General features: G+C 68.2%; 23 protein-coding genes. 13 read left to right on the top strand and 10 right to left on the bottom strand.

Annotated features, from left to right (window positions below):
- The first annotated feature begins 136 nt into the window (after positions 1–136).
- Positions 137–298: a hypothetical protein gene (locus tag ACZ5BM_RS13160; protein WP_498908569.1), complete on the top strand. Its 162-nt coding sequence runs from the start codon at positions 137–139 to the stop codon at positions 296–298.
- A 246-nt stretch (positions 299–544) separates the two neighbouring features.
- Here the strand turns inward: ACZ5BM_RS13160 and recA are convergent, their stop codons facing one another.
- From recA to ACZ5BM_RS13125, 7 genes are all read right to left on the bottom strand, one after another.
- A complete protein-coding gene (gene recA / locus ACZ5BM_RS13155; RefSeq protein WP_498908567.1) occupies positions 545–1,579 on the bottom strand; it encodes a recombinase RecA in 1,035 nt (344 codons plus the stop codon).
- A 174-nt stretch (positions 1,580–1,753) separates the two neighbouring features.
- Positions 1,754–2,827 (bottom strand): EscU/YscU/HrcU family type III secretion system export apparatus switch protein, encoded by a 1,074-nt coding sequence (locus ACZ5BM_RS13150; protein ID WP_498908566.1) that lies wholly within the window; start codon positions 2,825–2,827, stop codon positions 1,754–1,756.
- 6 nt (positions 2,828–2,833) lie between these two features.
- Positions 2,834–3,610 (bottom strand): flagellar biosynthetic protein FliR, encoded by a 777-nt coding sequence (locus ACZ5BM_RS13145; RefSeq protein ID WP_498908563.1) that lies wholly within the window; start codon positions 3,608–3,610, stop codon positions 2,834–2,836.
- Entirely contained in the window at positions 3,607–3,879 is a 273-nt protein-coding gene (locus tag ACZ5BM_RS13140) for a flagellar biosynthetic protein FliQ (protein WP_498908562.1), read from the bottom strand. The genes ACZ5BM_RS13145 and ACZ5BM_RS13140 overlap by 4 nt, the downstream gene beginning before the upstream one ends.
- A 28-nt stretch (positions 3,880–3,907) precedes the next feature.
- The gene (gene fliE / locus ACZ5BM_RS13135; protein ID WP_498911626.1) at positions 3,908–4,228 is read right to left on the bottom strand and encodes a flagellar hook-basal body complex protein FliE; all 321 of its coding nucleotides are present in this window, start codon (positions 4,226–4,228) and stop codon (positions 3,908–3,910) included.
- 25 nt (positions 4,229–4,253) lie between these two features.
- Positions 4,254–4,661, bottom strand: coding sequence for a flagellar basal body rod protein FlgC (gene flgC / locus ACZ5BM_RS13130; RefSeq protein WP_498908560.1), 408 nt, complete (start codon positions 4,659–4,661; stop codon positions 4,254–4,256).
- Between the two features lie 2 nt (positions 4,662–4,663).
- On the bottom strand, positions 4,664–5,044 hold the full coding sequence (locus tag ACZ5BM_RS13125) for a flagellar basal body rod protein FlgB (protein WP_498908558.1): 381 nt from the start codon (positions 5,042–5,044) through the stop codon (positions 4,664–4,666).
- Positions 5,045–5,189: 145 nt separating this feature from the next.
- On the opposite strand from ACZ5BM_RS13125, the gene ACZ5BM_RS13120 reads away from it, so the two are divergent.
- The 11 genes from ACZ5BM_RS13120 to ACZ5BM_RS13070 all read left to right on the top strand — a co-directional run bounded on the left by ACZ5BM_RS13120 (position 5,190) and on the right by ACZ5BM_RS13070 (position 12,676).
- Positions 5,190–5,474: a flagellar biosynthetic protein FliO gene (locus ACZ5BM_RS13120; protein WP_498908556.1), complete on the top strand. Its 285-nt coding sequence runs from the start codon at positions 5,190–5,192 to the stop codon at positions 5,472–5,474.
- Positions 5,474–6,223 (top strand): flagellar type III secretion system pore protein FliP, encoded by a 750-nt coding sequence (gene fliP, locus ACZ5BM_RS13115; RefSeq protein WP_498908555.1) that lies wholly within the window; start codon positions 5,474–5,476, stop codon positions 6,221–6,223. Before ACZ5BM_RS13120 ends, fliP begins: the two co-directional genes overlap by 1 nt.
- 49 nt (positions 6,224–6,272) lie before the next feature.
- Positions 6,273–6,884, top strand: a complete 612-nt coding sequence (hisB, locus tag ACZ5BM_RS13110) for an imidazoleglycerol-phosphate dehydratase (RefSeq protein WP_498908553.1) — start codon at positions 6,273–6,275, stop codon at positions 6,882–6,884.
- Positions 6,881–7,258 carry a hypothetical protein gene (locus ACZ5BM_RS13105; protein ID WP_498908551.1) on the top strand — a complete coding sequence of 126 codons (378 nt, stop codon included), beginning with the start codon at positions 6,881–6,883 and terminating at the stop codon, positions 7,256–7,258. The genes hisB and ACZ5BM_RS13105 overlap by 4 nt, the downstream gene beginning before the upstream one ends.
- Positions 7,255–7,923: an imidazole glycerol phosphate synthase subunit HisH gene (hisH, locus tag ACZ5BM_RS13100; protein WP_498908549.1), complete on the top strand. Its 669-nt coding sequence runs from the start codon at positions 7,255–7,257 to the stop codon at positions 7,921–7,923. Before ACZ5BM_RS13105 ends, hisH begins: the two co-directional genes overlap by 4 nt.
- A complete protein-coding gene (gene hisA / locus ACZ5BM_RS13095) occupies positions 7,920–9,275 on the top strand; it encodes a 1-(5-phosphoribosyl)-5-[(5-phosphoribosylamino)methylideneamino]imidazole-4-carboxamide isomerase (protein WP_498908547.1) in 1,356 nt (451 codons plus the stop codon). The genes hisH and hisA overlap by 4 nt, the downstream gene beginning before the upstream one ends.
- Positions 9,275–10,054 (top strand): imidazole glycerol phosphate synthase subunit HisF, encoded by a 780-nt coding sequence (gene hisF / locus ACZ5BM_RS13090; protein WP_498908546.1) that lies wholly within the window; start codon positions 9,275–9,277, stop codon positions 10,052–10,054. The genes hisA and hisF overlap by 1 nt, the downstream gene beginning before the upstream one ends.
- A gap of 62 nt (positions 10,055–10,116) precedes the next feature.
- Positions 10,117–10,674 carry a phosphoribosyl-ATP diphosphatase gene (locus ACZ5BM_RS13085; protein WP_498911624.1) on the top strand — a complete coding sequence of 186 codons (558 nt, stop codon included), beginning with the start codon at positions 10,117–10,119 and terminating at the stop codon, positions 10,672–10,674.
- Positions 10,675–10,677: 3 nt separating this feature from the next.
- The gene (locus ACZ5BM_RS13080) at positions 10,678–11,064 is read left to right on the top strand and encodes a histidine triad nucleotide-binding protein (RefSeq protein ID WP_498908544.1); all 387 of its coding nucleotides are present in this window, start codon (positions 10,678–10,680) and stop codon (positions 11,062–11,064) included.
- Positions 11,061–11,558, top strand: a complete 498-nt coding sequence (locus ACZ5BM_RS13075) for a GNAT family N-acetyltransferase (protein WP_498908542.1) — start codon at positions 11,061–11,063, stop codon at positions 11,556–11,558. The genes ACZ5BM_RS13080 and ACZ5BM_RS13075 overlap by 4 nt, the downstream gene beginning before the upstream one ends.
- Positions 11,555–12,676 (top strand): metallophosphoesterase, encoded by a 1,122-nt coding sequence (locus ACZ5BM_RS13070; RefSeq protein WP_498908540.1) that lies wholly within the window; start codon positions 11,555–11,557, stop codon positions 12,674–12,676. Before ACZ5BM_RS13075 ends, ACZ5BM_RS13070 begins: the two co-directional genes overlap by 4 nt.
- Here ACZ5BM_RS13070 and ACZ5BM_RS13065 read toward each other — a convergent pair.
- Positions 12,657–13,595, bottom strand: coding sequence for a LysR family transcriptional regulator (locus tag ACZ5BM_RS13065; protein ID WP_498908539.1), 939 nt, complete (start codon positions 13,593–13,595; stop codon positions 12,657–12,659). The genes ACZ5BM_RS13070 and ACZ5BM_RS13065 overlap by 20 nt on opposite strands.
- Before the next feature lie 93 nt (positions 13,596–13,688).
- On the opposite strand from ACZ5BM_RS13065, the gene ACZ5BM_RS13060 reads away from it, so the two are divergent.
- Positions 13,689–14,540, top strand: a complete 852-nt coding sequence (locus ACZ5BM_RS13060; protein WP_498908538.1) for an NmrA/HSCARG family protein — start codon at positions 13,689–13,691, stop codon at positions 14,538–14,540.
- Between the two features lie 44 nt (positions 14,541–14,584).
- Here ACZ5BM_RS13060 and ACZ5BM_RS13055 read toward each other — a convergent pair whose 3' ends face one another.
- The gene (locus ACZ5BM_RS13055; protein WP_498908537.1) at positions 14,585–16,426 is read right to left on the bottom strand and encodes an ABC transporter ATP-binding protein; all 1,842 of its coding nucleotides are present in this window, start codon (positions 16,424–16,426) and stop codon (positions 14,585–14,587) included.
- A gap of 83 nt (positions 16,427–16,509) precedes the next feature.
- Positions 16,510–17,424, bottom strand: a complete 915-nt coding sequence (locus tag ACZ5BM_RS13050) for an HD-GYP domain-containing protein (protein WP_498908536.1) — start codon at positions 17,422–17,424, stop codon at positions 16,510–16,512.
- Between the last annotated feature and the right edge of the window lie 52 nt (positions 17,425–17,476).

The raw sequence follows: 17,476 nt of genomic DNA, 5'->3' as shown, positions 1-17,476 counted from the left end.
GCCGAGACGGCCGGACCTCGTTCATGACCGCCCTCCCCATGGCACCGGAGACCCGTCGCCGCAACCCGGCCGCAATTGCGCTTGCGAATGATTATCATTTCTGGTGTGCTGAAAGCCGGTCAACGGAGTCGACGCCATGCTGCGGCATCTTTCCACGGGGAGCCACATGCTGGCCGCCCTGATGCAGTTCGATCGTGCCACGGCGCCGGAGCAGCGACGCGCCGATCCGTTGCACGACATCGTGCAGTTGCTGGCGCAGCAGGATCAGGACGAGGCGGGCGAGCCGCGACCGAACTGACCGGGCCGCGCCGCCATCCGCCGGCCTGCCGGACCGGCGCATTCCGGGCATCCGGGAGGATCTGGGCGGCGCCTTTCTGACGGGCAGGCGACCGAACTGCCCGTCCCGGGCCGACCGGCGGAAACGGGATAAGCGTCATGAGGCTGAGGTCCGTCATTTGTCCGGATATCTGCCCGCACTCGCCCGATGCGACGCGCCCCGGGTCGCGACCGGCTCGCGCCGGCCGAGGCCCGGATGGTGGGCGCTTCATTCGGCGTCGGCGGCTTCCTGCTCGTCCGGCGCCACCATCATCGCGTTGGCGACCACGCCGGCCTGGGCGCGGATCTTGTTCTCGATGGTGTCGGCCATGTCGGGGTGGTCGCGCAGGAACTGCTTGGAGTTCTCGCGGCCCTGGCCGATGCGCGTGCTGTCATAGGAGAACCACGCGCCGGATTTCTCGACGATGTTCGCCTTCACGCCCAGATCGATCAGCTCGCCCATCTTGCTGACGCCCTCGCCATACATGATGTCGAACTCGACCTGCTTGAACGGCGGCGCCATCTTGTTCTTCACCACCTTCACGCGGGTCTGGTTGCCCACGACCTCGTCCTTCTCCTTGATCTGCCCGATGCGGCGGATGTCGAGACGCACGGAAGCGTAGAATTTCAGCGCGTTGCCGCCGGTGGTGGTCTCCGGGCTGCCGAACATCACGCCGATCTTCATCCGGATCTGGTTCAGGAAGATGATCATGGTGTTGGAGCGGGACACCGTGCCGGTCAGCTTGCGCAAAGCCTGGCTCATCAGACGCGCATGCAGGCCGACATGGCTGTCGCCCATGTCGCCTTCGAGTTCGGCGCGCGGCACCAGAGCGGCGACGCTGTCCACCACCAGGACATCGATCGCCCCGGAGCGTACCAGCGTGTCGGCGATCTCCAGCGCCTGCTCGCCGGCATCCGGCTGACTGATCAGCAGATTATCGATATCGACGCCAAGCTTGCGGGCATAGCCGGGATCGAGCGCGTGCTCCGCGTCCACGAAGGCGCAGATGCCGCCCTTCTTCTGCGCCTCGGCAATCACGTGCAGCGCCATGGTCGTCTTGCCGGAGCTTTCCGGCCCGTAGATCTCGATGATCCGGCCGCGCGGCAGACCGCCGATCCCGAGTGCGATATCCAATCCGAGCGATCCGGTGGAGACGACCTCGACGGAGTCGTTGGTGCGCTGGCCCATGCGCATGATGGAGCCCTTGCCGAACGCGCGCTCGATCTGCGTCAACGCACCTTCAAGCGCCTTGCTCTTGTCCATGTACTGCTCCCGAGGCGCTGGTTCGCGCGGTCAATCCGTTAAACTCGTCCTTGTTCCACCGTAGCCCACCGCACCCGGCTTGGGCAGCACTGGCACGGCGGCAGCCATCTTGAGGCGGTCGAGTGAACAAATAGTGCACAAATCCGATCATTTCCAGTGTGGGCGCCCGATCCGTCAGCGCACCGGGGGCGGCCCCGGTGGCGGACGACGCAGACGCCAGACATAGGCGATGATCCCGGCCACGGCCTGGAAATGCTCGCGCGGTATCTCGGAATCGAGCGGCACCGTGTAGAGCGCGCGCGCCAAAGGCGGGTTCGACACGATCGGCACCTTGCTGTCGATCGCCTTCTCCCTGATCCGCGCCGCCAATTCGTCCAAACCCTTGGCGACGATCTTCGGCGCGCCCTTTCCGCCGTTCTCGTAGAAGAGCGCCACCGAATAATGGGTCGGATTGGTGATCACCACGGTGGCGCTCGGCACGGCGTCGATCATCCGCCGCTTCGAGCGCTGCCGACGGAGCTGGCGCAGCCGCCCCTTCACATGCGGATCGCCGTCGCTTTCCTTGTGTTCGTCCCGGACCTCCTGACGGCTCATGCGCAGCTTGCCGGTGTGCCGGTAGCGCACCCAGGCGACATCCAGGATCGCGATACCGGCCTGGACCGCCAGAACGGTCAGAATGCCGTGCAGCACCAGTTTCGCCGAGCGCGACGCCAGCGTCGCCGCGTCCCAGCCGATCGAACCGGAAAGAACCGGCCACAGCCCGACCAGAAGCTGCCGCACCGCCATGACGAAGGCCGCCAGCTTGACCAGGGCCTTCAGCGTTTCCATCAAGTTGTCGCCGCCGAAGATCCGCTTCAGCCCTTTGGCCGGACTGAGCCGGCCAAGTTGGGGCGCCAAACCGGCGAAGCGCAGAAGAAAACCGGTCTGCAGCAGGGTCACGGCGACGAACCCGATCGCAGCCGCCAGAACCGGCGGCCCCGCCATGCGCGCGCAATCCCCCAGCGCCTCGCGCACGGCCAGGAGCATGCCCGCATCGAGATCGGTACTCGCGAGGTTTTCCATCATGCGGCGCATGCCGCCGACGAAACGGTCGAACTGGACGCTTCCCGTCATCATCAGCGCGAAGGTAGCGCAGCCCAGCCCCGCCAGGGTCTGCATGTCGCGCGATACCGCGACCTGCCCTTCTTCGCGCGCCTTTTCGAGCCGGCGTGCCGATGGGGCTTCTGTGCGATCCTCCTGATCCGCCATCGACGCCTACAAGCCCGGCAAAACGGAGAAACCGGCCGACGCGGCACCGATCCAGGCATCCAGAATACGCTTCAACAGCAGCCCGAACACCAGCAGACCGCCCAGAACCTGCCCCGGCATGGACATGGAATAAACCTGGAGAGACGGCACCAGCCTTGCCAACAAGCCCAGCATGCACTGCCAGATCAATCCGGCAATCAGCAGCGGCGCTGCCAGACGCATCGCCAGGGCGAAACACCCCGATGTCGCCTGCGCCACCGTTTGCGCCATATCGCCGGCCGGCAGCATCCGTCCCGGTGGAAACAGGTGATACGATCCGATCAGCGCCTCGAGCGGCATCGCATAAAGCCCGGTCGACAGGATCAGAAGCGGTCCGACGAGACCCAGAAGCCGGCTGGTGCCGCTGGTCTGCGAACCGAGCGCGGGGTCCGGGTTCAGAACGCTGGACAGGCCGATCTGCACCGCGATCACCTGCCCTGCGATCGGCAGCGCCATCACGAGCAGACGGGCGAGCCAGCCCAACAGAAGCCCGCATCCGACCTCGCCGGCAATCACGGCCAGAACGCGCATCGGCCCGAGCGCGGCGCCCGGCAGAAGCGGCAAGGCCGCAGGCAGGATCAACCCGGACACGCCCACGGCGATTCCGGCCTTGATCACGGTGGGCGTATCCGCCTCGCCGATCCCGGGAAGAATGGAGAAGCAGGCGCCGACACGCGCCAGAACGAGCACGAAACCGAATGCCCAGTTCGGCAGCGCGGCCAGAACCTCCGCTTCGGCGCTCATTGTCCGCCGGCCGCGATCAGGCGGTCGAACAGAAGATGGGTGAAATCGAAGAGTGTGGTGAACATGAACGGGCCGGCCACGGACAAGGCCACGCCGATCACCAACAATTTCGGCACGAAGGCCAACGTGCTTTCATTGATCTGCGTGACGGCCTGGATCAACGAGATCACCACGCCGACCACCAGTGCCGCCACCAGACCGGGCGCCGAAAGCTTCAGAACCACCAGAAACATGGCGCGCAGGATCATTCCCACGTCGTCAACCGCCATGACACGCTCCTTTTTGGATCGTTTCAGTTCAGATCGACATCTTCATGATGTCCTGATAGGCCGAGACTACCCGGTCGCGTATGGCCGTCGTGGTTTGCAGCGCCATCTGCGCCTGCGACACCGCCATCACCACCTGGGTGAGATTGCCGTGACCGCTGATGCCGGCAGCGGCGGCGCTGTCCGCCGCATGGCCTGAGGCCACGACGCTCTGCAATGCGTTGCCGAGCATCGCGCCGAAGCCGTTTCCTCCGCTGCCGGTCTCGGCAATCTCGTCCGCGCCGGTGCCGATGCCGCCACTCGACTGTACGCGCGCATAAGCGCTGGCGGCCGCCGACGGGGAGGACAGCATGCGAAGGTCGCTCATCGCCGCATGCTCACTTCAGCAGATCGATGGTGCGGGTCATCATCGACCGCGTCGCCTGCATCGTGTCGAGATTGGCGCTGTAGGACCGCTCGGCCTCGCGCATGTCCATCATCTCGATGAACGAGCTGACGTTGGAGGTCTTGACGTAGCCGGATGCGTCCGCTGCCGGATGGGACGGATCGTAGCGCTTGCCGAATGCGCTCTGGTCGCGGCCGATGGATTTCACCTCCACTTCGGATTCGCCGGTTTCGCGATCCACCTGCTCGGCGAAGGTGATGATCTTGCGGCGATACGGATCGGCACCGGGCGTGGAGCCGGTCGTGTCCTCGTTGGCCATGTTTTCCGAGATCACGCGCAGGCGCTGGCTCTGCGCGTCGAGTCCGGAGGCGGAGATGTCGAGGGCGCGGGAGATATCCATGTTCAGCCCTTGCCGATCGCGGTCTGGAACATGCCCATGTAGCGGCTGTAGAGCGTGGTCACGAGGCGTTGTTGCGTGTCGGTATCGGCGACTTTCATCATCTGCTCGTCCAGCGCGACGCCGTTCCCGTTGATGGACCGGCTTCTCACCTTCATCGCCACCGTGCCGGCATTGGCGGTGTCGCCCGCGAGATGCATCGGGTCCGTCTGCGTCGGGGCCAGCGTGCCCTTGCGCATGACGTCGTCGAACGACTGCTCGTCACGCGGCATGAAATCGGGCGTGTCGGAATTCGCGATGTTGCGCGCGAGCACCTTCTGACGCTGGTCCAGCCAGTTCAGACGGTTCGCGGCGAGACCCAGAAGGTCCGTTCCACCCGCATCCATGACCCGCTCATCCTTTCCCGGTCTCGGATGCAGTGTGACCGGCAGGAATTGCCGGAAGGTTAACAACAAAAAGATTCTTCCGTTTACCGGGCCTTAACCGGCGCCGATCCATCCTGCGCGCATCACCGGCAAAAGGCCGTGCAGCATGTCGACGACCGATCTCCTGAGTGCCACCGGCGCGCTTGTTCTCGTTGTGGGTTTGATCTTTCTGCTTCGTTGGGGCGCACCCCTGCTTCGTCCCCGCTTCTCCGTCGCCGGCGGCGCCCGCCTGGTCGTGGCCGCGCAACTGGCGCTCGACGCCAAGCGGCGTCTGGTGCTCATCGAGTGCGACGGGCGACAGGTTCTGGTGCTGTCCGGCGGCGCCACGGACGTTCTGCTGCCTTTGCCGCCCGCCCCCGTCCCGACGGAGTTCACGGTGGAGCCCGTTTGATGCGCGTCCGCTCCTTCGTTCTTGCCGCGGCCTGGCTCGCCGGCCTCGTGCTTCTGCCGGCTGCGGCGCATGCCCAGGCGGTCAGCATCGATCTCGGCCATTCCGGCGATGCCGGCGCCACCGGACGCCTGGTCCAGCTCACCGCGCTGATCACCCTGCTTTCCCTGGCACCGAGCCTGCTGGTGATGGTCACCGGCTTCACCCGGATCGTCATCGTGCTGTCGCTGCTGCGCTCGGCGATCGGGGCGCAGGGCACGCCGCCCAACACGGTGCTGATCGGGCTGGCGCTGTTTCTCACCTTCTTCGTGATGCAGCCGACCCTGCTCGCCTCCTGGAACGACGGCATCGCGCCGATGATGGCCGGCAAGCTGGCCGAGCTGGACGGGCTGCGCCTCGCCGCCGAACCGTTCCGCCACTTCATGGCGCACAACATCCGGCCGCCCGATCTGCGTTTGTTTCTCGATATCGCCAAGCTGCCGGTGCCCGCTTCCCCGGACGACACGCCCTGGCGCGCTCTGGTGCCAGCCTTCATGATCGGCGAACTGCGGCGCGGCTTCGAGATGGGCTTCCTACTCTATCTGCCGTTCCTGGTGATCGACATCGTGGTGTCGAGCGTGCTGATGAGCCTCGGCATGATGATGCTGCCGCCTTCGGCCATCTCCCTGCCGTTCAAGCTGATCTTCTTCGTGATGGTGGATGGCTGGCATCTGGTGGCGGGCAGCCTCGTGCAAAGCTTTGCCACCGGCTGAGCCGGGCGGAATATGGTGTCGCACCGGGCGGTGCTGTAGACTCCGGGCCATGCAGGACGACACCGCCACCGGCTCCAGAACCGCCACGCTCCATCGCGCCACGGCCGAAACCGACATCACCCTGTCGCTCGATCTGGACGGCAGCGGCCGCTCCCGGATCGAGACCGGGATCGGTTTTCTGGACCACATGCTGACCGCGCTCGCCCGGCATGCCTGCTTCGATCTCGAGGTGAAGGCGATCGGCGACCTGCAGGTCGATTTCCACCACACCACCGAGGATATCGGCATCGTTCTCGGCCAGTGTTTCACCCGCGCCATCGGCGACAAGGCCGGCATCCGGCGCTACGGCCATGCCGTGGTGCCGATGGACGAGGCGCTGGTGGAAGCGGCGATCGACATCTCCGGCCGCTCCTTCCTGGTCTGGGACGTGCGGTTCCCGCGCGACAAGATCGGCGAGATGGACACCGAATTGTTCGAGGAATTCTTTCGCGGTTTCTCGTCCAATGCCGGGCTCTCGCTGCACATCAACCAGAAGGCCGGCAGCAACAACCACCACATCGCCGAAGGCTGCTTCAAGGCGGTCGCGCGCGCCCTGCGCATGGCGACGGAGCCCGATCCGCGCTCGGCGGGGCGCATTCCCTCCACCAAGGGCTCGCTGTGAGGCTCTACACCCCCTGGTTTCCGCCGCCCGGCGGCGATCCGTCGCGGCCGCCCGTCATGGTGCGCGAGGGTTTCTCCGTCTGGGGTCTTCTGTTCGGCTGGCTCGTGTTCCTGCGCCGGGGAAGCTGGCTTTGCGCGCTGCTGGCCTGCGCCGTCACCCTGCTCGCTCTGCTGGCCGCCCGCCATCTCGCCGGGGGCTGGGCGCTGCCGCTCGGCCTGCATGTCGCCATCGGCGCCTTCGCGTCCGACTGGCGCGGCTGGGAAATGACCCAAGGCGGCTGGACGCCGGGGCCGCTCGTCTCCGGTCTCGATCGCGGCCACGCTCTGGTGCGTCTGCTGGACAAGCGTCCCGATCTGGTCGGGCGCCCGGCATGAGCGTCCGTCCCTTGCCGGCGGGCGGTCTGGTGGTCGTGGTCGACTATCAGGGCGGCAATCTCGCCTCCGCATCCCGCGCTCTGGCGGAAGCCGCCGCGCGCACCGGCATCGACGCCGAGATCGTGGTGAGCGGCGATCCGGACACGGTTCTGCGCGCGAACCGCATCGTGCTGCCCGGCCAGGGCGCCTTCGCCGACTGCGCCCGGGGCCTGGCCGGCGCGGGCGGTCTGCGCGACGCGATCGAGCGCGCCACCGACGCCGGCACGCCGTTCCTCGGCATCTGCGTCGGCATGCAGCTCATGGCCGAGCGCGGCCTGGAATACGGCGAAACCCCCGGCTTCGGCTGGATACGCGGCGATATCGCCCGCATGGACGCACCGGGCCTGCGCCTGCCGCAGATGGGCTGGAACGCGCTCGACTTCACGCCCGGCGCCCATCCGCTCACCGACGGGCTCGCCCCCGGCGATCACGGCTATTTCGTGCATTCCTTCGCCTTGACCGGCTTCGATCCGGCCGAGCTGGTCGCCACCACCGAGTACGGCGGCGCGGTCCCGGCCCTGGTGGCGCGCGGCAACCGCGCCGGCACGCAGTTCCATGTCGAGAAGAGCCAGCGCGTCGGGCTTCGCATCCTGGCCAACTTCCTGCGCTGGGCTCCCGGCGCGTGAGCGGCGACTCCCCGATCCTGGCGGCAGAGCGGGTTTCGGCGCTCGACGACGACGAGTTGGAGCAGCTCTGCGAGGCGACGGATGCGGCCATCCTGGATGGCGGCGGGTTCGGCTGGGTGCAATCGCCCGGACGGCGCTCCCTGGAGCAGTATTTCCGCGGCATCCTGCTGGTGCCGGAGCGTGCTCTGTTCGTGGCGCGGCTCGACGGGGTGATCGTCGGCGCCACCCAGCTGTTGCGGCCACCGCGCAACAACGAGGCGCAGGCGATGACCGCCACGCTGATGCATTCCTTCCTGGCGCCCTATGCGCGCGGACACGGTCTGGCGCTGATGATGGTGGAAGCCGTCGAGGACTGCGCCCGCAATCTCGGCTACCGCGTGCTCAATCTCGACGTCCGGGAAACCCAGACCGCGGCGATCCGGCTTTATCGCACGCTGGGCTTCCAGCATTGGGGCACCCATCCGCATTATGCCCGCGTCGGCGGCGAGGTGGTGGGCGGCTTCTTCTTCACCAAGCTGTTGCAGGAGCGCGGCGCCGAGACGGCCCCCACCGCGAAACAGGTCACACCCGCCGGCAGCCCTGCCCGACCGAAACCGGAGAAACCCGTGCCCGACCAGAGGCCCCTCACCCTTTATCCGGCGATCGACCTCAAGGACGGCGCCTGCGTGCGTCTGCGTCGCGGCGAGATGGACGACGCCACGGTCTATTCCGACGATCCGGGCGCGCAGGCCCGCAACTGGGTCGCCGCCGGGTGCCGCTGGCTGCATGTGGTGGATCTGAACGGCGCCTTCGCCGGCCATTCGGTGAATGCGGAAGCGATCGAGGCGATCATCGCCAATGCCGAGGTGCCGGTGCAGCTCGGCGGCGGTCTGCGCGACATGGCGGCGATCGAGCGCTGGCTGTCGGCCGGCATCACCCGCGTCATCCTGGGCAGTGCGGCGGTGAAGAACCCCGATCTGGTGCGCGACGCCTGCCGCGCCTTTCCGGGCCGGATCGTCTGCGGCATCGACGCGCGCGACGGGCGCGTGGCGACCGAAGGCTGGGCGGAGGTTTCCGATCTTTCCGCCAGCGAGCTGGCGCTGCGGATGGAGGATGCCGGCGTGTCGGCGATTGTGTTCACCGAGATCGCCCGCGACGGCATGCTGACCGGGCTCGACGTGGAACAGACCTGCGCCCTGTCCGCCCGGCTGTCGACGCCCGTGGTCGCCTCCGGCGGCGTCGGCGCGATCGAGCATCTGCACGCACTGAAGACGGCAGCGGCCAATTTCCCCGGCATCGAAGGCGTGATCGTCGGGCGTGCGCTGTATGACGGCCGCATCGACCCGCGCGATGCGCTGCGTGCGCTCGGCTGATGCTCAAGCTCCGTGTGATCCCCTGCCTGGACGTCAAGGACGGCCGCGTGGTGAAGGGGGTGAATTTCGTGTCCCTGCGGGATGCGGGCGATCCCGTGGAACAGGCGGCGGTGTATGACGCCGCCGGCGCTGACGAGCTCACCTTTCTCGACATCACCGCCAGCCACGAGAACCGCGACACCATTCTCGACGTGGTGGGACGCACGGCGGCGCGCATCTTCCTGCCGCTGACCGTCGGCGGCGGCATACGCTCCACCGCCGACATGCGCCGCCTGCTTCTGGCCGGCGCCGACAAGTGTTCAATGAACTCGTCGGCCGTGGCGCGTCCCGAGCTGGTGTCCGAAGCGGCGGAGAAGTTCGGCTCGCAATGCGTGGTGGTGGCGGTGGACGCGCGCGCCGACGGCAAGGGCGGCTGGGAGGTGTTCACCCATGGCGGCCGCACCGGCACCGGCCGCGATGCGGTGGCCTGGTGCCGCGAGATGGCCGAGCGCGGCGCGGGCGAGATCCTGCTCACCAGCATGGACCGCGACGGCACCGGCAACGGCTTCGATCTCGATCTGCTCCGTCGCGTCTGCGGAACCGTGCGTGTGCCGGTGGTGGCGTCGGGTGGCGTCGGCGAGTTGCGGCATTTCGTGGAAGGCGCCGAGGCGGGCGCGACCGGGCTCCTCGCCGCCAGCGTGTTTCATTTCGGGCGTTTCACCGTGGCGGAGGTCAAGCAGGCGTTGCGCGACGCCGGCCAACCCGTGCGCCCGCCCGCTTCCAGCCAGGATCCCGTGTGATGTCCAAGCCCCCCAAGCGCGCCGCCAAGAAATCCGCCGCCGCCCGGAACCGGACCGAACAGATGGAGCTGGCGGTGGCGACCGAACCCAAGGCCGCGGCGACCAAGAAGACCGCGAACAAGAAGGCGCAGGCCGCCAAGGGCGCGGCCGCGAAATCGGCTGCGGCTCCCAAGACCGCGAACAAGAAGAACGGCGCCAAGAAGGCCGCCACGGTCAGCAAGACCGTGCGCCGCGCCGTGCGCACGACCGGCGCGGCGGTGCAGACCGCGACTCTCGACGGCGCCAACGCCGCCGTGCTGGACCGGCTGTTCGAGGTCGTGACCGCACGACGCGATGCCGATCCGAACATCTCCCATTCCGCTCGCCTCCTGTCGCGCGGGACCGCCAAGGTGGCGCAGAAATTCGGCGAGGAAGCGGTGGAATGCCTGATCGAGGCGGTCGCCGGACGCAGCGACAAGCTGGTCGGCGAAAGCGCCGACGTGCTCTACCACCTGATCGTCATGTGGGTGGATGCGGGCGTGCAGCCTTCCGAGATCTGGAGCGAACTGCACCGGCGCGAGGGCACCAGCGGCATCGCGGAGAAACAATCCCGCGCCTCGTCGCGCGTGCAGGAGGACTGAAGCATGCCGGTGCCGGGCCTGAGCGATTACGACGATGCCAACATCTTCGCGCGGATCCTGCGCGGCGAGATCCCCTGCCGGAAGGTGTTCGAGAACGAGCACGCGCTGGCCTTCCACGACATCGCCCCGCAGGCGCCCGTGCATGTGCTGGTGATCCCCAAGGGACCCTACGTGTCGTTCGCGGATTTCGCTGCGCAGGCGCCGACGGAAGCGATCGCCGGCTTCGTGCGTGCGGTGGGTCAGGTGGCGCGCGATCTCGGGCTGGACGAGCCGGGCTACAGGCTGCTCTCCAACATGGGCGCGCATGGCGGGCAGGAAGTGCCGCATTTCCATGTGCATCTGTTCGGCGGGGCGCCGCTCGGCCGCATGGTGGCGCCGGCCGAAGCGTGAGCGTATCGGTCGAGCCGGTCGGCGGCACGCCGTCCGCGGCGCTGCTGGCGCTCAACCAGGAAGATGCCGGGCATCTGTCCGATCTGGATGCTGCCGGACTGGCGCGCCTGTCGGGCATGGCCTTCATGGCCGCACGGATCGGCGAAGCGGACGCGCTGCTGATCGCCTTCGACCATGACGCGGATTACCGGAGCCCGAACTTCCTCTGGTTCCGCGAACGCTACCCGCGCTTCGTTTATGTCGACCGGGTGGTGGTCGCCGGACACGCACGTGGCCGTGGTCTGGCGCGGAGCCTCTACGCGGCGTTGTTCGCACGCGCGGAAGCAGCGGGACACGCGCACGTGGTGTGCGAGGTGAATGCGGACCCGCCCAATCCGGGCTCGGACGCGTTCCACGCCGCGATGGGATTCGAGCCGGTCGGCACGGGAACGCCGTCGCCGAACAAGCAGGTGCGCTACCTGCTGCGCAATTTGGGCCTGGAGCCGTCGCGTTGATCCTGTTCCGTCTGGTGTCGCTGCTGCCGGTTCTGCTGGTGCTGTTCCTCTGGCTCTGGCCGCTGCCGATCGGGCTCGCGATCAAGCTGCCGGCGGCGCTGCTGCTGCTCGTGCTGTCGCAGTTCCACCAGTGGAACCGGCTTTCTTCCGGCTCGGTGTTCGCGCCCGAATTTCCGCGCCCGCTGGTGCTGCTGTTCAACTGGGGGTTTGCGGCGATCCCGATGCTGGCGCTGCTGATGCTGGCCGCGGAACTCGTCGCGGCGATCGTGTCGCTGGTTCAGGGCGCGTGGTGCGGCATTCCGCCGTCCGTCCGGCTCGGTGCGGGCGCGCTGGTGTCGATCCTCTGCGCGCTGGGTGTCCGCAACGCGGTGCGCGTGCCGCCGGTGCGCGACAAGGTCGTCGCCATCGCCGGGCTGGCGCCCGCCTTCGACGGCTACAGAGTGCTGCATCTGACGGATCTGCATCTGGGCCGCTTGTTTCCCCGTCGCTGGGCCGAGCAGGTGGTGGCCCGCGCCAACGGCGCCGGCGCCGATCTGATCGCGATCACGGGCGATTTCATCGACGGTTCGGTGGCGATGCGGCGCGCGGACATCGCCCCGCTGCACGCTCTGCGCGCGCCGGACGGCGTGCTCGGCATTCCCGGCAACCACGAGTACTTCTTCGATTATGCCTCCTGGATGCGGCATCTTTCCGGACTCGGCCTCCGCATGCTGCCCAACGCGCATGTGGCGATCGCGCGCGGCGCCGACCATCTGACGATCGCCGGCGTCACCGATCTGTCCGCCCGCAGGCACGACCAAACGCCGCCCGATCTCGACGCTGCCCTTGCGGGCGCACCGTCCGGCGCTCCGGTGGTCCTACTCGACCACCAGCCGGGCCATGCCAAACGCCGGGCCGCCCGCGGCGTGGCGCTCCAGCTTTCCGGACACACCCATGGCGGCATGATGCCCGGCCTCGCCCGGATGGTGGCGCGCGGCAATGACGGCTACGTGTCCGGCCGCTATCGCGTCGGCAAGATGACCCTGATCGTCGGCAACGGCACAGGCATCTGGCCCGGCTTCGCGTTCCGGCTGGGCTGCCCGTCGGAGATGATCCGGATCACGCTGCGGGCGTGCTGATCCCGGCTTCGCCGGCGACGTCTCGATCCGGCTGAGACGCCCCATCCCGGAGAAACGCCACGAGGGCGTCGACGAACAGCCGCACCTTGGCGGACAGGCTCCGGTGCGACGGGAACACGGCGTGCGCCTCGACGTGCTCGGCGCGATAGGCCGGCAGCAGACGGCAAAGCGTTCCCTGCGCCACCGAAGGCCGGGCGAGGAAATCCGGCAGCCGCCCGATCCCGGCCCCGCCCGCCAGCAGGACCTGCAAGACCGCCGGTTCGGGCACGACCGTGCCGGCCGGAACCGGCGCGACGTGGGCGATGCCGGCGCCGTCGACGAACCGCCATTCGCCCGGCCGGTCCTGCCACCCGAACAGCGTGTGGCCGGACAGATCGGCCGGGGTTTCGGGCAGGCCGCGCCGGGCCAGATAATCGGGGCTCGTGCAAGGCCAGAGTTCGATCCGGCCGAGCTTGCGCGCGATCAGATCGGAATCCGGCAGGGCGCCGATGCGGATCGCGACGTCCACCTCCTCGCGCATCATGTCGACCACGCGGTTCTCGGTTTCCAGCACCACGCGCAGCTCGGGAAAGCGGGCGATGAAGCCCGGCAGCATCGGTGCGATCATGCCCAGCGCATAGGTCATCGCGGCGTTGATCCGCAGCGTGCCGCGCGGTGCGCCGTTCATCCCGTCCAACGCGGCGCCGGCTTCCGCCACATCGTCGAGAATGCGACGTGCATGCGGCAACAACAGCCGGCCCGCCTCGCTCAGCCGGAGGTCGCGTCCGCCGCGCTCGAACAGGCGCAGCGCCGTCTCGCTTTCCAACCGGGAAAGCGCGCGGCTCAACGAGGATTTCGGCACGCCGGCGAGGTTCGCGGCTTTCGACAGACCGCCGCCATCGACGATGCGGAGGAACACACGAAGATCGTCCAGCTGCATCGGACCGTTCCGGTTTTGCGAACGGTCTGTCTATTCCAGCGCTGCTGGTTCGCCAATCCGCGACCGCCTAGCCTCGGGCAGCGGAGAAAGACCATGCCTCATCAAATCCTGCTCATCACCGGAGCGACCGGCAACCAGGGCGGCGCGACGCTGGCCGAACTGCTTCGAAGGCCCAGGCGCTGGCGGCTGCGCGCGCTGGTCCGCAACGCCGATGCGCCCAGAGCGAAGGCGCTCGCGGCCCAGGGCGTCGAACTCGCCATCGGCGATCTGGACGACGACGCATCGCTGCGCGCCGCGCTCTCCTGGGCCCACGGCGTGCTGGCGGTGCAGACGCCGATGAAGCAAGGGCCGGCGGGCGAGGAACGGCAGGGCAAGCGGCTGGCGACGCTCGCGGCCGAAGCCGGTGTGCGTCACTTCGTGCAATGCTCCGCCGCCGGCGTGGAGCGGAACAGCGGCGTGCCGCATTTCCAAAGCAAGCGCGCGATCGAGCGTCATATCGCCGGGCTGAGCCTGAATGCGACCATCCTGAGGCCGGCGGCCTTCATGGAGAATTTCCGGACCGTCGTCTTCCGCGCCACCATGCTGTCGATGATGAAGAGCTATCTCGCCGACGGTCGGCCGATGCAGATGGCGTCGGCGCGCGATGTCGGCTGGTTCGCGGCGGAAGCGTTCGAGCAGCCCGAAAGCTACACCGGCCGGGAGCTGGAGATCGCCGGAGATGCGCTGACCTGGCAGGATGCGGCGCGCACGCTGCGCCGCGCCGGCCTGCGCCCTGCGCCCGCCTTCGACATCCCCGGCATGCTGCGCGCGAAGCTGCCGGAGGATTTCCGGCTCATGTTCGAATGGATCGCGCGAGACGGGTTCGCTGCGGATATCCCGGCGCTCCGGGCACGCCATCCCGGCCTGCTCACCCTGGCCGCATGGGCCGCTTCCGTTCCTGCCTGACGCGATCGGCACGGAGCGAAACAGGACGCTTGGCCGGCCAGCGTTTATTCCGCCGCCAGCCCCAGCGACTGCCGGTCGTAGAGCCGGCGATACAACCCGTCCGGCCGCTCCAGCAGCGCGTCATGCGACCCGTCCTCGACCAGTTGCCCGTGCTCGAACACCAGGATGCGGTCCAGGGAGACCACGGTCGACAGGCGGTGCGCGATCACGATCACGGTGCGGTTCTGCATCAGCCGCCCCATCGCCTCCTGCACCAGCGCCTCGGATTCGGAATCCAGGCTCGAGGTCGCTTCGTCCAGGATCAGCACGCGCGCATCGGCCAGGAAGGCGCGGGCGATGGCGATGCGCTGGCGCTCGCCGCCGGACAGCTTCACGCCGCGCTCGCCGACCAGCGTGTTGAACCCGCCCGGCAGCCGCTCGACGAACTCGAGCGCGTTGGCGAGACGCGCCGCCTCGCGGATCTCCGGCAGGGACGCGCCGGGGCGGCCATAGGCGATGTTCTCGGCGAGCGAGCGGTGGAACAGCACCGGCTCCTGCGGCACCAGAGCGATCTGCGAGCGGAGGCTTTCCTGCGTCACGGCGGCGATGTCCTGCCCGTCGATCAGGATGCGGCCGCCGGTCACGTCATAGAGGCGTTGCAGCAGCTTGGTCAGCGTGGTCTTGCCGGAGCCGGATGGCCCGACCAGCCCGACCCGAGACCCGGCCGGGATCAGCAGGTCGAGATCGTCGTAGAGCGCGCGCGGCTGGCCGGCATAGCGGAAGCGCACATGCTCGAAGCGGATCGCACCGCGCTCGATCCGGATCGCGGCGGCGCCGGGCCGGTCCTGCACGCCGAGCGGCTGGTCGTAGAGCGCGACCAGTTCCTCCATCTCGTTCACCGAGCGCTGCACCGTGCTGATCTGCTGGCCGATATCGCGCAGATAGCCCTGCACCAGGAACATCATGGTCAGCACGTAGGCGACGTCGCCGGCACCGGCCCGGCCGCGCCACCACAGAAACAGCACGGCGGCGATCAGCGTCAGACGCAGCAGCGTCAGCGCGAAGTTCTGCAGGTTTCCGCTATCGGTGCCGCGCAGCCAGGTGCGCGTGGTGCGGCTGGCCCAGCGGTGCAGCACGCGGTCGAGACGCGCATCCTCGCGGCTTTCCGCGCCGAACGCCTTCACCACCGCGTTGCAGGTGACGGAATCCGCCAGCGACGCGCCGACGCGCGTGTCCCACTGGTTCGCCAGACGCGCGGACGGCGCCACATAGAACAAGGTCATGCCGATCGACAGGGCGGCGAAGGCGACCGAGCCCACGCCCAGGATCAGCCCCATCACCGGCCAGCGGAACGACAGCACCACGGTGGTTCCGACCAGCACCAGCAGGCTCGGCAGCAGCATCAGCAGCAGCGTGTCGTCGAGCTGGTCCACCGCCCACATGCCGCGCGTGACGCGACGCACGGTGGAGCCGGCGAAATTGTTGGCGTGCCAATCGGCGGAGAAACGCTGCACGCGTGCGAAGGCGGAGCGGGCGATGTCGCTCATGATCCGCACGGTGAGCCGCGTGATGCCGATGAAGCCGATGCGTCGGCCGAGCACGGAGCACACGCCCAGAGCGGCGAGCCCGCCCAGCATCCGCAGCGCGTCGTGCAGCGCCGCCAGCGCCTCGGGCGGGCGGGCAGCTTCGCCGGTTCCCAGCAGACCGGGCGGCAGGCGCGTCACGTCGTCCACCAGACGGCCGGACAGGATCGGCGTCAGAACATCGGTCAGCGTGGCGAGCGCCATGCCGCCGGCCACCACGCCGACAAGGGCGGGCCTGCGTCGCCAGTGCGCGAACAGAAAGGACAGCACCGCGATGAAGACGGCGCGGCCGCTCCGCCGCGTGCGGGCGGATACGGGTGCCATGCGGCGCTCCTGTTCAGATCATGGGGGAGCGCGTTTAGCAAACCGGGCGGATCGCCGTCGAGGGCGATCCCCCGCGTTGCGGGTCAAGCCGTGGTGAGAGCGGCACCGACCGCGTAGCTCGGCTCCCGCTGCGGCCATCCTGGCAGCGCTGCACTGCACAGGCTGTGCCGGCCGAAATGCGACTGGAGCAGACCGTCCAGCGCGTCGATGTGCAGAAGGGACAAGCCGGCCAGCGTCGGATCGAGCGTGCGGCCGCCCTCCGCCTCCAGGCGCGTGGCGATCCGCAGCAGATCGGCCCGGAGGGGGAGATTTCCGGTTCGCGGCAGCAGCGCGTCCAGCGCCAGCGCCACGTGCAACAGCCGGGCCGAGAACGGGATCGTTTCACCGGCCAGACCGAACGCCTCGCCGCTGCCGTCCCAGCTTTCCCCGTGGCAGCTCGCCATCTCGATCGCCAGACGGTCGAGATGCGTGTTGCCGGCCAGCAGACGCGCGGCCATGTCGGCGGCCCGGCGCGATACCGCCTTCCGGCTCTGCGCGCCGCAAGGCGGGAGCGACACCAGACCGATCCGGTGCAGGGTCGATGCCACGGCGAGCTGCTTCTGCTCGTTGCAGGAGCAGCCGGCCTTGGCGGCGATGAACACGACCAGATCGGACACGCGTTCCTGCCGCTGCGGGAAGTCTCCGATGGCGCAAAGGCTCTGGAAACGGCGCCGAAGCGCCTCGTCGCGCTGGCGCTTCGCCATCCGGGCGGAAAGCCGGCCGCCCAGAACGCGGAAAACGCGGGCGTGCAGGGATGTCACGCAGCCCGCCGCCGCCAACAGGATCGGCAACTGCACCATGGAGGGCGTTTCCCACCCCGTCGCGACGATGCCGACGCAGGCGAGCAGGAGCACGATGGTCCGGGTGCGGATCGGCAGATCGCGAAGCCCCAATCGCAGCATGCGGAACGGCGATGCAACCTTGAGGACGAACCGCGGCTTGGTGGTGGAACCGGGCATGGCCGCCAAATGACTCCGCAGACGTATACGATATGAATCGTTAATTCATCGA

The organism is Lichenicola sp. GTC18331 (assembly GCF_055386855.1).
This window is presented reverse-complemented; position numbering and strand designations above follow the sequence as displayed.